13 protein-coding genes are annotated in these 13,744 nt (G+C 49.9%); 6 read left to right on the top strand and 7 right to left on the bottom strand.

Annotation, left to right across the window (positions count from 1 at the left end):
* Nucleotides 1–454: 454 nt before the first annotated feature.
* Nucleotides 455–1,486: a DmpA family aminopeptidase gene (locus HBA93_RS12660; protein ID WP_221723496.1), complete on the top strand. Its 1,032-nt coding sequence runs from the start codon at nt 455–457 to the stop codon at nt 1,484–1,486.
* Between the two features lie 58 nt (nt 1,487–1,544).
* Here the strand turns inward: HBA93_RS12660 and HBA93_RS12655 are convergent, their stop codons facing one another.
* From HBA93_RS12655 to HBA93_RS12640, 4 genes are all read right to left on the bottom strand, one after another.
* Nucleotides 1,545–1,970: an OsmC family protein gene (locus HBA93_RS12655; protein ID WP_221723495.1), complete on the bottom strand. Its 426-nt coding sequence runs from the start codon at nt 1,968–1,970 to the stop codon at nt 1,545–1,547.
* Between the two features lie 4 nt (nt 1,971–1,974).
* A complete protein-coding gene (locus HBA93_RS12650) occupies nt 1,975–2,970 on the bottom strand; it encodes an LLM class flavin-dependent oxidoreductase (protein ID WP_221723494.1) in 996 nt (331 codons plus the stop codon).
* 157 nt (nt 2,971–3,127) lie between these two features.
* Nucleotides 3,128–6,220, bottom strand: a complete 3,093-nt coding sequence (locus HBA93_RS12645; protein WP_221723493.1) for an efflux RND transporter permease subunit — start codon at nt 6,218–6,220, stop codon at nt 3,128–3,130.
* A gap of 9 nt (nt 6,221–6,229) precedes the next feature.
* Entirely contained in the window at nt 6,230–7,387 is a 1,158-nt protein-coding gene (locus HBA93_RS12640) for an efflux RND transporter periplasmic adaptor subunit (RefSeq protein ID WP_221723492.1), read from the bottom strand.
* Between the two features lie 574 nt (nt 7,388–7,961).
* Here HBA93_RS12640 and HBA93_RS12635 point away from each other — a divergent pair.
* Entirely contained in the window at nt 7,962–8,267 is a 306-nt protein-coding gene (locus HBA93_RS12635) for a hypothetical protein (RefSeq protein WP_221723527.1), read from the top strand.
* 211 nt (nt 8,268–8,478) lie between these two features.
* Here HBA93_RS12635 and HBA93_RS12630 read toward each other — a convergent pair whose 3' ends face one another.
* Nucleotides 8,479–8,754, bottom strand: a complete 276-nt coding sequence (locus tag HBA93_RS12630; RefSeq protein WP_022711909.1) for an HU family DNA-binding protein — start codon at nt 8,752–8,754, stop codon at nt 8,479–8,481.
* Between the two features lie 381 nt (nt 8,755–9,135).
* Nucleotides 9,136–9,735 (bottom strand): NAD(P)H:quinone oxidoreductase type IV, encoded by a 600-nt coding sequence (wrbA, locus tag HBA93_RS12625; RefSeq protein ID WP_121993178.1) that lies wholly within the window; start codon nt 9,733–9,735, stop codon nt 9,136–9,138.
* Nucleotides 9,736–10,010: 275 nt separating this feature from the next.
* On the opposite strand from wrbA, the gene HBA93_RS12620 reads away from it, so the two are divergent.
* The 3 genes from HBA93_RS12620 to gpt all read left to right on the top strand — a co-directional run bounded on the left by HBA93_RS12620 (nt 10,011) and on the right by gpt (nt 12,724).
* Nucleotides 10,011–10,757, top strand: a complete 747-nt coding sequence (locus tag HBA93_RS12620) for a competence/damage-inducible protein A (RefSeq protein WP_286201909.1) — start codon at nt 10,011–10,013, stop codon at nt 10,755–10,757.
* 179 nt (nt 10,758–10,936) lie between these two features.
* Nucleotides 10,937–11,833 carry a universal stress protein gene (locus HBA93_RS12615; protein WP_121993177.1) on the top strand — a complete coding sequence of 299 codons (897 nt, stop codon included), beginning with the start codon at nt 10,937–10,939 and terminating at the stop codon, nt 11,831–11,833.
* Between the two features lie 393 nt (nt 11,834–12,226).
* Nucleotides 12,227–12,724, top strand: coding sequence for a xanthine phosphoribosyltransferase (gene gpt, locus HBA93_RS12610; RefSeq protein WP_121993176.1), 498 nt, complete (start codon nt 12,227–12,229; stop codon nt 12,722–12,724).
* Between the two features lie 15 nt (nt 12,725–12,739).
* Here the strand turns inward: gpt and HBA93_RS12605 are convergent, their stop codons facing one another.
* Entirely contained in the window at nt 12,740–12,880 is a 141-nt protein-coding gene (locus tag HBA93_RS12605; RefSeq protein ID WP_221723491.1) for a hypothetical protein, read from the bottom strand.
* Nucleotides 12,881–13,084: 204 nt separating this feature from the next.
* On the opposite strand from HBA93_RS12605, the gene HBA93_RS12600 reads away from it, so the two are divergent.
* Nucleotides 13,085–13,564, top strand: coding sequence for an NUDIX hydrolase (locus tag HBA93_RS12600; protein WP_121993175.1), 480 nt, complete (start codon nt 13,085–13,087; stop codon nt 13,562–13,564).
* Nucleotides 13,565–13,744 lie beyond the last annotated feature (180 nt).

Here is a 13,744-nt window from a genome sequence, read left to right as displayed (position 1 = left end):
CGTTGAAAACTATGTTTCAAAAACTTTCGGCTTAAATCTTCGATAGAACTGAATTCATCCGGCCATAATTTCGTAATTCTGGCCGGATACCGTCATGATCGCAAGCGCCCCGTAAACGGTTCTGATCTTTTGGGCCTCCCCCGGAAAAGACCGTTTAATTTCCTTGGCACTGATCATATGTCGGGCATTAGCACCACACTGAAACGGCAGTATCGCCGCAGAAGTGACACTACGTTTCTTTTTAATGCCTGATGATAATGCCCTGACAGCCCCTCCGGAAACCGGTCGGGCTGTCATTCTTTATCTGCTATCTGTTTCTTACCGCATGCCTCTACGGATTTAGAGCCGTTGTATTGAAGATGGATTTTTAACCGCTCTAAATCTTTGTTTTCACGCATTATCCAACGCAAATCGCTTCGTACTTTTGCTGGAAATGCTTTAACAGGAGTATCCCATGTCTGCTTCAGCACGCGATTTCGGTATTGTTTGCGGCATCATGCCGACCGGTGCGCATAATGCCATTACCGATGTTCCGGGCGTTAAAGTCGGCCACACCACCATTCGTGAAGGCAATATCAATACCGGTGTAACCGCGATTGTGCCGCATGACGGCAATCTGTTCCGCAAGAAGGTTCTGGCAGCATCCGAATCCATCAATGGCTTCGGCAAAAGCGCCGGTCTTGTGCAGGTCAACGAGCTTGGCTCTCTGGAAACACCGATCCTGCTGACCAATACACTCAGTGTCGGCACCTGCGTGAATGCACTTATCAAACGCTCTATTGCTGCGAACAGTGATATTGGCCGCACCACCTCAACCGTCAATGCGGTTGTCGGTGAATGCAATGACGGCCCGCTCAATGATATTCAGGCCATGGCCGTTACTGAAGAGCACGCTTATGCGGCACTCGATACTGCAACCACGGGCGCAGTTGCACAGGGCAATGTCGGTGCCGGCACCGGCATGACCTGTTTCGGCTTTAAAGGCGGTATCGGCACCTCATCCCGCCGCATCAAACTGGATGGCAAAGACTATCATCTGGGCACATTGGTACTCTCCAATTTCGGTCGTAAAGGCGATCTTACACTGCCGGATGGCCGTCATCCGACACCGGATTTCCCCGATCAACCTGAAAAAGGCTCGATCATGATGATTATGGCGACCGACATCCCGCTGGAACACCGCCAGTTACAGCGTGTCATTCGTCGTTGTGGTGCGGGTATCGCACGTCTTGGTGCATTCTGGGGTCATGGCAGCGGGGATATTGTTATCGGCTTCACCACCGGCAACACTATTGATCACGACCAGAAATCCGATCTGGTGACCATGCAGGCGCTGAATGAAGACAAGATTGACCAGCTGTTCCGTGCAGCAACAGAATCCACTCAGGAAGCTATTCTCAATTCCATGTGCGCCGCAGAGAGCTTTACCGGCCGCGACGGCAACAGCCGCAAATCACTGGCGGACTGGCTGAAGCTCAACAGCTGATCGTCAATATTCTGCTCAAAGAAAAAAGCCTGCCGTGATTTCACAGCAGGCTTTTTATTTATCTGCCAATTGTCAGTACGACATCAGCACTGGCTTTGAGTGTATTACTGACCGTACACATGGCTTCTGCTGCTTCTGCCAGTTCATGGCGCTCATCATCAGACAGTTCACCGGCAATCAGAAACTGCACATTGAACCGTGTGATGCGGTATGGCTCATGCTCAGTTTTCTCACCGCTGACTTTGACCTCATAGCTGGTGATCCTCTCAATCAACCCCAGTTTTCGCGCAGCTATGCGTGCACTCATCACCAGACAAGCCGAGAGAGAGGCATAAAGCAGATCAATCGCATTGAAACCCGCACCGGAAACCGTATTTTCCAGTGTCAGCTCGCCGCCGGTCAGTGAGCGGATCAGCGGCTTCTCCTGCCCCTGCAATGTCGCCGCAGCGCCTGTTTCTCGGGTACGTACTGCCAATCCAACCATGCTTTTATTCCGGTTTCAGTCCGACGGCATCCGCCAGCAATTCAAATGAATGCAGGCGTGCCTGATGGTCAAAAATCTGCGCTGTAATCATCAGTTCGTCAACATCAGTACGGGCAACAAAAGCATCAATCTGCTGACGCACAGTTTCTTTATTGCCCACAGCCGAGCAGGCAAGCGCAGCTTTGATGATCGGCACAAAGCGCGGATCGAGGTTTTCCTCATAGCCTTCGACCGGCGGCGGCAACTGCCCTGCATTGCCAGTGCGCAAATTCACAAAAGCCTGCTGGATTGAGGTAAACAGCAAACGGGCTTCCGCATCTGTATCGGCTGCAAAGACGTTAAATCCGGCCATCACATAAGGTTTGTCGAGATATTGCGACGGTTCAAAACGATGCCGGTAAAGCGCGATCGCATCATCCAGATCACCCGGTGCAAAATGCGAAGCGAAAGCATAAGGCAGGCCAAGCATAGCCGCCAATTGCGCACCAAACAGGCTGGATCCGAGAATCCAGACCGGCACATTCAGGCCCGAACCCGGATAAGCACGCACCCGCTGTTCTGTGGTCGGCTCACCGAAATACCCCAGCAACTCCACCACATCCTGCGGAAATGACTGCGCATCCGAGCTGGAATTACGCCGCAATGCATAGGATGTCACCTGATCTGTGCCCGGTGCACGCCCCAAACCCAAATCAATACGGTTCGGGTAAAGCGAGGCCAGTGTGCCGAATTGTTCAGCAATCACCAGAGGTGAGTGGTTGGGCAGCATAATACCACCTGCCCCGACACGGATGGATTTTGTGGCACCGGCCACATGGCCGATCAGCACGGCTGTCGCCGCACTGGCAATGCCCGGCATATTATGATGCTCGGCCAGCCAGTAACGCCGGAAGCCGAGTTTCTCAGTATGTTGTGCAAGCTCAACGCTGTTCTGCATGGCTTGTGCTGCGGTGCTGCCGAGTGTGATCGGCGCGAGATCAAGAACGGAAAATTTGGTCATGCATCATATATATAGTAATGACTATATAATACCAGAGCCTGAAATCTTCAGAGTGAATAATTTTGTATTTTTCTTTGAATAAATCCGGAAGCAATATCTTCAAAATAAAAAGGCCGGTCATAAAGACCGGCCTTTTTTAGTTTCATATTCTGTCACATCAGTGATGAGCAGACTGTACTTCCGCCTTCAGCTCTTCCTCTGTCGGAACCGAAACCAGAGGCTTAACGGTCTTCGCAGAGATCAGCGTATAGAACATCGGCACCACGAACAAAGTGAACATTGTACCGACCATCAGACCGGTGAAGATCACCAGACCCATGGAATAACGCGCTGCCGCACCGGCACCGGTTGCCATCATCAGCGGAACAACGCCGAGTGCCATAGCTGCAGTTGTCATCAGAATCGGACGCAGACGGGTTTTAGCCGAAGCGATAATCGCATCGTGACGGCTCAGCCCGTGTTCATGGCGCTGCTGATTAGCGAATTCCACCATCAGAATACCATGCTTGGTAATCAGCCCCACAAGGGTAATCAGACCAACCTGCGTATAGATGTTCAGCGTACCGAGACCGAGGTTCAGCGGCACAATCGCACCGAAAATCGACAGCGGAACGGTCATCATAATGATGAACGGATCGCGGAAGCTTTCGAACTGTGCAGCCAGCACCAGATAAATCACGATAACAGCCAGCGAGAAGGCGATCAGGATTGTATTACCCTGCTCCACTTCCAGACGCGACTGACCCGAATAGTCAATGAAGAAGCCTTCCGGCAGCTTGGCATTGGCAATATCAAGGATCGTTTTCAGACCGTCACCGGTTGTAACACCGGGCAGCGGCAGTGCTGAAATCGTTGAGGAGTTCAGCTGGTTGAACTGTTCAATTGCAGTCGGCGATGCGTTGTTGTTAATTTTAACAACAGCAGACAGTGGCACCATCTCACCCGACGCACTGCGAACATAGAATTCGCCGAGCTTGGACGGATTGCGACGATACTCATCCGGCACCTGCATGATAATATCATAGCTGTTATTATCACGGTCGAACTGGGCAACTTTACCACCACCGGTCATCAGACCGAGGGTCGCACCGATTTCACTGACAGTTACGCCCATTGCGGATGCACGTTCACGGTCAACTTCAATCGTTGTCTGCGGAGCATTAAACGACAGGGAGTTCTGAACAATGATAAACTGTCCTGAAGCCTGCGCTTCGTTTTTGATTTCCTCAGAGATTTCAAAAACCTGATCCGAAGAACCTGTCGACTGAATAGCGATCGAGATCGGCAGACCACCACCGGTACCCGGCAGCGACGGCGGGGCAAAGATGAAGGCCTGTACGCCGGTCACATCTTTAATACGCTTGGTCAGGTCTTCCTGAATCTGTTTCTGGGAACGATCACGCTGTGACCAGTCTTTCAGTGCCCACAGAGCAATACCTTCATTTGTCGCATTGCCGAAACCGACAATGTTAAAACGGGCTTTCAGTTCAGGCAGATCTTTTGTCAGTTCATCAATCTGGTCTGCATAAAGCTTGGTATAGTCTGAAGTTGCATATTCAGGGCCGCTGAACATCGAGAACAATGCACCGGAATCTTCTTCAGGAGCGAGTTCCGATGAGGTGTTCACGAACAGGAAGCCCATGACGCCGACCAGAGATACAACCACCAGCATGGTGACCGGACGGTAGTTCAGAGAACCGGATACCCAACGCTCATAACCGTTTTCAAAGCGGGTGAAGAGACGGTCAACGAACTGCGCAAAACGGCTGGCTTCACCATGCTTGAGCATGCGCGAACACATCATAGGAGAGATGGTCAGCGCCGCAACACCGGACAGAATAACCGCACCGGCGAGCGTGAACGCAAATTCACGGAACAAGGAACCGGTCAGACCACCGGTAAAGCCGAGCGGTGCAAACACCGCAGCCAGCGTAATGGTCATCGCCACGATGGAAGAAGTAATTTCCTTCATGCCCACAAAGGAAGCATGGATCGGTGTCAGACCTTCTTCAATATGACGGTGAATGTTTTCAAGCACCACGATCGCGTCGTCCACCACCAGACCGATGGCAAGAACCATCGCCAGCAAGGACAGAAGATTGATCGAGAATCCGAGAATGAACAGGAAGAAACACACACCGATCAGCGAGATCGGGATGGTAACAATCGGGATCAGAACCGAACGGAACGAACCGAGGAACAACAGGATCACGATAACAACGATGATCATCGCTTCAGCGATTGTTTTGAAAACCTCAACAATCGAAGAAGAAATCTGCTCGGTCGCATCATAAACCAGAATGATGTTCATACCCTGCGGCAGGCTGTCCTGAATACTCGGCAGTTCCTTGTTCACGGCTGTCGCCATGTCAATCGGGTTAGCCGAAGGTGTCGGGAACACACCGATAAAGGTACCGCTGGAACCGTTAAAGGTCACAACTGTATCCGTGCTTTTTGCAGCCAGTTCAACATTGGCAACATCACGCATACGGATGATATCTGCGCCGTCCGCACGGATCGGCATTTCCGCAAAAGCCTCAGGTGTCTGCAAAGTGGAACGCAGGGTAATCGCAGTTGCGAAATATTCGTTCTTTGTCTTACCAGGTGCCGACAGGAAGTTGGATGCTTTAATCGCAGCCAGAACTTCGGAAGCAGTCACATTACGTGACGCCATACGGATAGGATCAACCCAAACGCGCATGGAATATTCCTGACCACCGAGGATCTGCGCATCAGCCACACCTTCAATGGTGGACATGCGCGGACGGATCACGCGGTCAATATATTCCGTGATCTGCTCATTGGTCATATTCGGGTTCTGTACGGCCAGATACATGGTCGCAAAGGACTGACCGGTACCTTTGGAAATCACCGGATCTTCAGATTCAGTCGGCAAGTCGCCGCGAACCTGATTAACCTTGGAGATAACCTCAGTCAAAGCCGCATCAGGGTTTGCACCCAGTTTCATCTGAACAGTAACAGTACTGATCGACTGATTACTTTTGGAGGTCACATAGTCAACATCTTCGGTCGTCGCCACTGCTTTCGCAATAGGCGCCGTGATGAAGCCCTGAATGAGCTCCGCGCTCGCACCAGGATACGAGGTCGTAACGGTAATAACCGTTTCGTCCACTTCCGGATACTGCCGCACTGACAAATTGAAAATCCCCTGCAAACCGAGCAGGATAATCATCAGCGCAACAACAATCGAAAGAACCGGTCTGCGTATAAAACTATCAGAAAAGCTCATCTCTCGGCCTTATGGTTTCTTCTGGGCATCAGCAGGATTGACCTTATTGTCAATATGCGCGCTCATCCCGTTGCTCAGACGGTTCTGGCCGGAAGTCACGACAATATCGCCGTCCTTCACTCCGCTCAGAACTTCAACATTATTACCGGTACGGCGGCCAAGCTTCACAAAGACCTGATGCAGAACCAGATCATCAGCTGTCGTTGTATCAGCCTTTGGTGCATCAGCAGCTTTCGCTGCATCGTCTTTGGCGGCTTCTTTTTTCACAACGGTGAAAACATAATCGCCGTAAAGGCTGGTTACGACTGTTGTCAGCGGCAGAACAATAACATTGTCTTCCTGCGGTAGCACAACGCGAACCTGTACGAATTGACCCGGCACCAATGACTTGTCAGAATTATCAACCTGCGCCTGAATGGAAACCAGACGGCTTGCAGGATCAATCTTCGGATCAATACCGATGATCTTGCCCTTAAAGGCATAATCTGCAGCCGATGCGCCGATCTGAACTTCCTGATCAATAGACAGATTCTTCAGTTCCTGCTCAGGCACGGTGAAATCAACACGCATGGTATCAACATTCTGCAATGTCGCCACAACAGTGCCCGGAGCCATGAACTGACCGATATCAACGCGGGAAATACCGATAGCACCTGAGAAAGGTGCAATCAGACGCTTCAGATCAAGTGTTGCCTGTGCTTTGGCAACATTGGCCTTGGCGGATGACAGAGCCGCTGCGGTTGTATCAACATTCGATACAGCGCCGACGCCCTGTGTACGCAAGGTCTGGGCACGCTTATAATTCTGTTCGCTCAGCTCGGCTTCAGCTTTGGTTGCAACGAGATCAGCTTTCTGGATTTCATCATCCAGCTGTACCAGAAGATCGCCTTTTTTGACGTGCTGGTTTGGCTTGAAGAAGATTTCCTTGACGATACCATCGATCTGGAATGTCAGATTAACACCGTCTTCAGCGCGGGCGGAACCGATCGCTTCAACACCAGGCAACCACTGCCCTGGCTTAACCTCAATGGTTGAAACAGCTTGTGAAGGCTGCTTCATGTTAGCGAAGAAATCCTTGATCGCCTGTGCGCGGAACAGATTGAACCCAATCAGCCCTCCGCATACCAGAACGAGTAATATAATCGCGATGATGAAACGTTTAATCATCTTATGTGGCACTCCTGCCGCAGAATGGATACAGAACGAAGAATGTCCAATCGGCATGGCTGGACACACGTTTTTATTAAATAGGGTGCGATAACTGTACGTTAAGCTGAAAATTGTCAACTCATGCTTGGTCACGCTATGGTCATCAGCATTGTGCGGTAACGAAATTACCGCCTCATATCAGCCCGATTGATAAACCTGTTTCCGGCTCAACATATTCGCAAACTGAAAAATACGGATCAGAAATGTCAGGTTTTGCCCAATTTCGGCGCAAGATTTTGTCAGCAAACGGTAAATTCATCTCCGATCAATATAATTTGTGCCGTTTTCCCATCAATTCTTTGAAGCTTAGACTAAAAACCGGTTTTTTACACCTTATATTATCGGCCACGCATCTTCCCGCACTACTCACGAAATTGTTATGAATTTTAACCATCCCGCCGGCGCGATCCGGCGGCTGCGCACTACGGGAATTGTTTTCCTGCACTATATTATGACATGATTCATTGCTGATTATGAAGACAGCTATTATACCAAATTCATCTCAGCCTGTTACAAACGGACAATGCTTTCCATGAGAAAACGACAACCGGCAACAGTATCCGCATTGATGACAGGAGCAGCCCTGTTGCTGACCTTGCCTGCCTTCGCACAGGACGTGCGCGCACCGATAAAGGCAACACAGGAAGCTCCCAAACCTGTCTACTCACTGCCCGGTGTAAAACCCGCCAAACCTATTGTGACACCACCGCAGGCAGAGCCGGATGAAACCTACCTTCAGAGCAATCCGGACGGCAGTTTTATGGTCGGCAAAACCAGAGTGAAAATCAGCGGCTCAATCATCATGGATATCGGTAACAATCCGCAGAACAACAGATAACAAACGTGCCCTCAGTATCAGGCCGTATAGTGCCGAATAAAATAAAAGCCGCAGAGACCAAACAGTCTTCGCGGCTTTTTTATATCAATCCAGACCGGCCGGAAATTACCGGCATTCGCTGCTCTTGTTAAAAATCACAGCAATGCCGTTTTCGCAGCCCTCTGGCTGAGCAGGAACAATCTGAATTCCCCCTGCTCTCGTCACAGGCTGATTAGCTGTTAACAGCGTCTTTCAGGCCTTTACCAGCCGAGAATTTTGGTACGTTGCGCGCAGCAATTTCAACTTCCTTACCGGTCGAAGGATTACGGCCTGTGGAAGCAGCGCGGTGGGATACGGAGAAAATACCAAAACCTGGCAGACGAACTTCGCCACCGTCCTTCAATGCACCGGTAACGGATTCAAGCACAGCGTCAACGGCTGAAGCAGCATCGGTCTTGGTGAGACCTGATTTTTCTGCAACGGCAGCAACCAGTTCATTTTTGTTCATGAGGTAATTCCTTTCGTGTTTTTTTCCGCTGGTTACGACTCAGCCGGATTGGCGAAGTTTATTCAAAGAAACAGCTGAACCAAGCAGAGTTTTCCTTTTCGACCCCGCAAAAGCAGGGTTAAACACAGAAATAACCCCTGAAAACCGGCATTTTGCTCTCCGCCACACCAACAGCTTCCCATTTTCATATGAGATAAGGCACGAAATGCCGGCATTGCGAATCTATCAGCAGGCAAAGGATTCTGCCGGCAGCAGTTCAAAACTCACCTGCTCACCGGTCATTTTTCACGCAGATATCCGACTGTGAGCACGCAATAAAAAAAGCGGCCGGAGCCGCTTTTTTTCAAATTACCAGCGAGACAAAGTCTGCTGCTATATAAATCAGCCGTGAACTTTAGCGGCGATTTCCGCAACGCGCTTGCCCTGGAAGCGAGCGCCTTCGAGTTCCTGCTCGGAAGGCTGACGGGAGCCGTCACCATCGGCAGTGGTTGTCATACCATAAGGTGCACCGCCACGAACAACATCATTACCAAGCTGTCCCTGATAGGCATAGGACAACGGAACGATAATCATACCGTGATGCTGCAGCTGCCACTGGGTGGAAATCAGCGCCAGTTCCTGACCGCCGTGCTGTGTTGCAGACGAAGCCATAACGGAGCCGATCTTGTTCACCAATGCGCCTTTGGCCCACAGACCGCCGGTCTGGTCAAAGAAGTTTTTCAACTGCGAAGACATGATGCCGAAGCGCGAAGACACACCAACGATGATCGCATCGTAATTTTCCAGATCTGCAGGTGTTGCAACTTCTGCTTCCTGATCCAGCTTGAAACCGGAAGCCTTGGCAACATCAGCAGGCACCAGTTCTGCAACGCGTTTAATATCCACCTGAGCACCGGCTTCGCGCGCACCTTCTGCAGCGGCTTTCGCCATCTGTTCCATGTGACCATAAGCGGAATAATAAAGTACCAGAACCTTAGCCATATTCGAAAATTCTCCGTTTAATCAGATCTGCCGGTACTGTTCTGAGACAAAACCGGCAACCACATTGATATCCATACATTCTATTTAATACAGAAATTGAAATGTGCCAGTCGCGACTTACAGGACGCACTGTTCAACATTCAGGACAATAACCGTCTGTTAGCACGTCAATGCTTCCTCTTTATGAAACAATGCGGATCGTAAATCATCACATCAGGATCACTTGACGATCAGTGCTCTGTCCGGTCATGTTCTGGTTGTGAATGGAGTCTCCCATGACGAATAAACAACCCGTGATTATCCGCGCGGCAATGCTGGCAATCGGCGACGAACTGCTCTCCGGCCGCACCAAAGATAAAAATATCGGCTATATGGCCGATCGCCTTTATGATGCCGGTGTCGACCTGACCGAAGTTCGTATTGTTGCCGACGACCAGCCAGCCATTGTTAAGGCTGTGCTTGAGCTGAGCGAAGCATATGATTATCTGTTTACGTCCGGCGGCATCGGCCCCACCCATGACGATATTACTGCGGATGCAGTATCCGCCGCTTTCAGCCTGCCCTGTATTTATGATGAAAAAGCCATGGCACTGCTGGCTGCTCATTATAAATCCAGAGACATGGAATTCACGCCGTCGCGTCAGCGCATGGCGCGCATGCCGCAAGGCGCACAGCACATTGACAATCCCGTCTCTGTTGCCCCGGGCTTCATTATTGCCAATGTCTATGTGATGGCCGGCGTGCCTTCTGTTTTTCAGGCAATGGTCGAAAATATTCTGCCAACTTTGCGTACCGGCAGCCGCTTTCATTCCCGCACGATTATCTGCCCGTTTGGTGAGGGTGTGATCGGCATCCCGCTGCGTGAAGTTCAGGAAGCCCATCCTGAAACAATCATCGGCTCTTATCCGAAGTTCGAGAACGGCAAGTTTTCTACAGAGCTGGTTGTGCGTGCACGCGACGAGGAAAAACTCGCCGCCGCAGCCGCAGCCGTTGAGAAAATGCTGTCAGATATTCAGCAATAATTGCAAGCATTTGCGTTTATCACCGCCATAAAATACGCTATAATACACATCAGGCATTTTTGAGGAAACGGACAGCAGATTATGACTGATCCCCCGCACAAAACGGGGGATTGGTAGCAGGAAATAAAGTCATCTGAATTTGCGCAGCTTTCACGCGTAACGAATACGGAGTGTTATCCATGTCCTATCGTACCGTCATCGCCTATATCCGCAGCACACAGGAATTGCAGAGAATATACAGGGCTCTTGCGCTGCTCGCGCAAGACGGGGAGCCCATGCATGTAACCGGTCTCTATGTTATTCCGACACCGGTTATTTATTCTGATGCAAGCGGCTTTATAGATGCCAGTTTTTATGAGGGGCATCTTCGGCATCATCAAAAAAATGCCGAGGCAGTTGCCCGTCTCTTTCAGGAGCAGATTGCCCGCTATGCCACAACATCTGAATTCCTGATCGTCCGCTCCGAAAGTGATAATGCGAGCCAGACCATCAATGAATTCGGTATGGCAGCAGATCTCATTCTTGCCGGACAGGCCGATCCTGATGATCCGGACACGCAGATCACCCCTCTGGATCAGCTCGTTTATAATACCAAAACCCCGACACTTATCGTGCCGTATAATTTCCATCCGCCCCGCAGCATCCGTCAGCTCGCTATTGCTTTTAACGGAAAATATGAAGCTTCCAGCGCTGCTTTCGATGCTTTGCCGCTGGCACGCCATTGCGCAACCGTGCGCATTGTCTGGGTCAATGCACCAAAACCCGAGAGTGAAGAAGCCGCAACAACGGTTATCCCTGCCCCGCACCGCGATCCTGACGCACCGCGTGAAGCACCGGAAATTGCGGTCAGACTGCAGCAAGCTTATCAGCGCCACGATATCTCAGCCAGAATTGATCTGATCCCTTCCGAGGGGCAAACCGTTCAGGATCGTCTGCGCGCCTATGTCGAAGCCAATGAAATTGATGTGCTGATTATGGGGGCTTACAGTCAGTCACGCTTGAAAGAGCTGATTTTTGGCGGTGTTACACGCTCATTTCTGGCGAATATGCCCTGTCTGACACTGTTTTCACGATGATCCTTGTTTCTGCTGCGAAAGCTCTCTATATCCGGCACCAGAAACGAAAGAAAACGAAAACAAGTGAAAAGCACACACAACTGCATATTTATCTGCGGTTGTGACAAAGTTAATATTGCCAGAAAAGCGCTTTTTCGTTTATCACAGTAAATCACCTGAAAACGGTAAATCTGCAATGATGTGCCGAATTTAGGGTCTTGTACTCTGCCGGAATACCGTCATTATTTCTGATCAGAAGCGGATGTAATGAATCCGGTTCCCGGCGGATATTTCACTGTTTTCAAACTCTCTGCCGGTTTGAATCATACTGAAACGAAACAACAGTACAGAGCCACCGCTACTTTCATCTGAGACGGCGGATCTGTCAGACTATTTTATAAACGGAGCATTTCGATGTCCTTGCCTGATAAAGCTTTCCCGGTTTCCTGGGACCAATTTCATCGCGATGCCCGCGCACTCGCATGGCGTATTTCCGGACAGGGTAAAGACTGGCACGCTATTGTCGCCATCACCCGCGGCGGTCTGGTACCGGCAGCCATCATCTGCCGTGAGCTTGGCATCCGTATGATCGAGACCGTCTGCATTGCCTCCTATCATGATTACAGTGAACAGGGTGAATTGCGCGTTATCAAATCCATCGGTGAAAAACTGCTGGAAAACGGCGGCGAAGGCGTTCTGGTCATTGATGATCTCACAGACACCGGCAAGACCGCAAAAATTGTACGCGATATGATGCCAAAAGCGCATTTTGCGACTGTTTATGCCAAGCCGCAGGGACGTCCGCTGATTGATACATTTGTCACTGAAGTCTCGCAGGACACATGGATTTATTTCCCTTGGGATATGGGATTCACCTATCAGGAGCCGATTAACAAAAGCCATCGTGGCTAAATATTTGTGTCGCTGTCAGATTTTTCTGATGGCGACACCGCAATGCCGGCTCCGAACAACTGATAAAACCGGCAGCTGTGCTAAATTCTTATCCGCGTAAACTACAAAAACAAAAATAAGCGCCGCCAGATCATAATGACCGGAATGGGTGGTCAACATGATTTCCTGACAGAAAAAGCGCCGGAACTTAACAAATATAACTCGTCTTATTTTTAAGATGATCACACCTCAGACAATTAAAAACCACATTGATGAGGATAATGATTTGCATAAATAAAATGCAGATCAGAATAAGCATATGAATAAATGCCATATATTCAAAAATGGCCAACAAAATATATAAAAAGGTAAGTAAACTCAGTGAATATACAGGGAAGCGGAATTGTCGCGACAGATAAACGGATTTTAACAGCTGCAGGACGTCTTCTGCAGGTTGCGGCATTGGTCTATCGAAATCCCGGTCCCTCTCCTGAAATTCTGTTGATTACAAGTCGCGGCACCGGTCGCTGGATTACACCAAAAGGCTGGCCAAAAGCTGGCAAGACATTGCATGACATGGCACTGCGTGAGGCTTTTGAGGAAGCGGGTATTCGCGGCTCAGTTAATCCTGATCCTGTTGGTCAATTTGATTATATGAAATATGACCTGCCTGCCGAAGCCATTCCAAGCTTTACCGTTAATGTCTATGCCGTCGAGTTTAAGCGCATGGCCAAAAACTGGCCGGAACGCGGCCAACGTATCAGTGAATGGGTCAGCCCTGAAGAAGCCGCAATACGCGTTGATGAACCGGAGTTGAAAAAACTTCTGCTGAACCTGCCGGACTTCATCTACAGCAAGTAAATTTCATTAAAATTTAAAGGCGCCGTGTATCACACTGCGCCTTTTACTTTAGCCAAGAAACATGTTGCATTTACCAGAGCGCTATGTGCCAGACTTGGCACACAAAGGCCGCTCTAACGCTCTAAATTCATTGCGGCGGCTCTACTTTCTTTTGATTAGCGCATGTTAACGGGAGCCGAA

Origin of the sequence: Ochrobactrum sp. SFR4 (genome assembly GCF_019730395.1) — a bacterium.
Taxonomy (GTDB): domain Bacteria; phylum Pseudomonadota; class Alphaproteobacteria; order Rhizobiales; family Rhizobiaceae; genus Pseudochrobactrum.
Note: the sequence above shows the minus strand (reverse complement) of the source record. Positions and strands in the feature narration are given on the sequence as shown.

Bases quoted from the DNA above. Each gene is read 5' to 3' on its own strand.
- HBA93_RS12620 (WP_286201909.1), top strand. From the start codon at position 10,011: ATGACGAATAAACAACCCGTGATTATCCGCGCGGCAATGCTGGCAATC.
- HBA93_RS12640 (WP_221723492.1), bottom strand. From the start codon at position 7,387: ATGATTAAACGTTTCATCATCGCGATTATATTACTCGTTCTGGTATGC.
- HBA93_RS12650 (WP_221723494.1), bottom strand. From the start codon at position 2,970: ATGACCAAATTTTCCGTTCTTGATCTCGCGCCGATCACACTCGGCAGC.
- HBA93_RS12615 (WP_121993177.1), top strand. From the start codon at position 10,937: ATGTCCTATCGTACCGTCATCGCCTATATCCGCAGCACACAGGAATTG.
- HBA93_RS12655 (WP_221723495.1), bottom strand. From the start codon at position 1,970: ATGGTTGGATTGGCAGTACGTACCCGAGAAACAGGCGCTGCGGCGACA.
- HBA93_RS12660 (WP_221723496.1), top strand. From the start codon at position 455: ATGTCTGCTTCAGCACGCGATTTCGGTATTGTTTGCGGCATCATGCCG.
- gpt (WP_121993176.1), top strand. From the start codon at position 12,227: ATGTCCTTGCCTGATAAAGCTTTCCCGGTTTCCTGGGACCAATTTCAT.
- wrbA (WP_121993178.1), bottom strand. From the start codon at position 9,735: ATGGCTAAGGTTCTGGTACTTTATTATTCCGCTTATGGTCACATGGAA.
- HBA93_RS12635 (WP_221723527.1), top strand. From the start codon at position 7,962: ATGAGAAAACGACAACCGGCAACAGTATCCGCATTGATGACAGGAGCA.
- HBA93_RS12630 (WP_022711909.1), bottom strand. From the start codon at position 8,754: ATGAACAAAAATGAACTGGTTGCTGCCGTTGCAGAAAAATCAGGTCTC.
- HBA93_RS12645 (WP_221723493.1), bottom strand. From the start codon at position 6,220: ATGAGCTTTTCTGATAGTTTTATACGCAGACCGGTTCTTTCGATTGTT.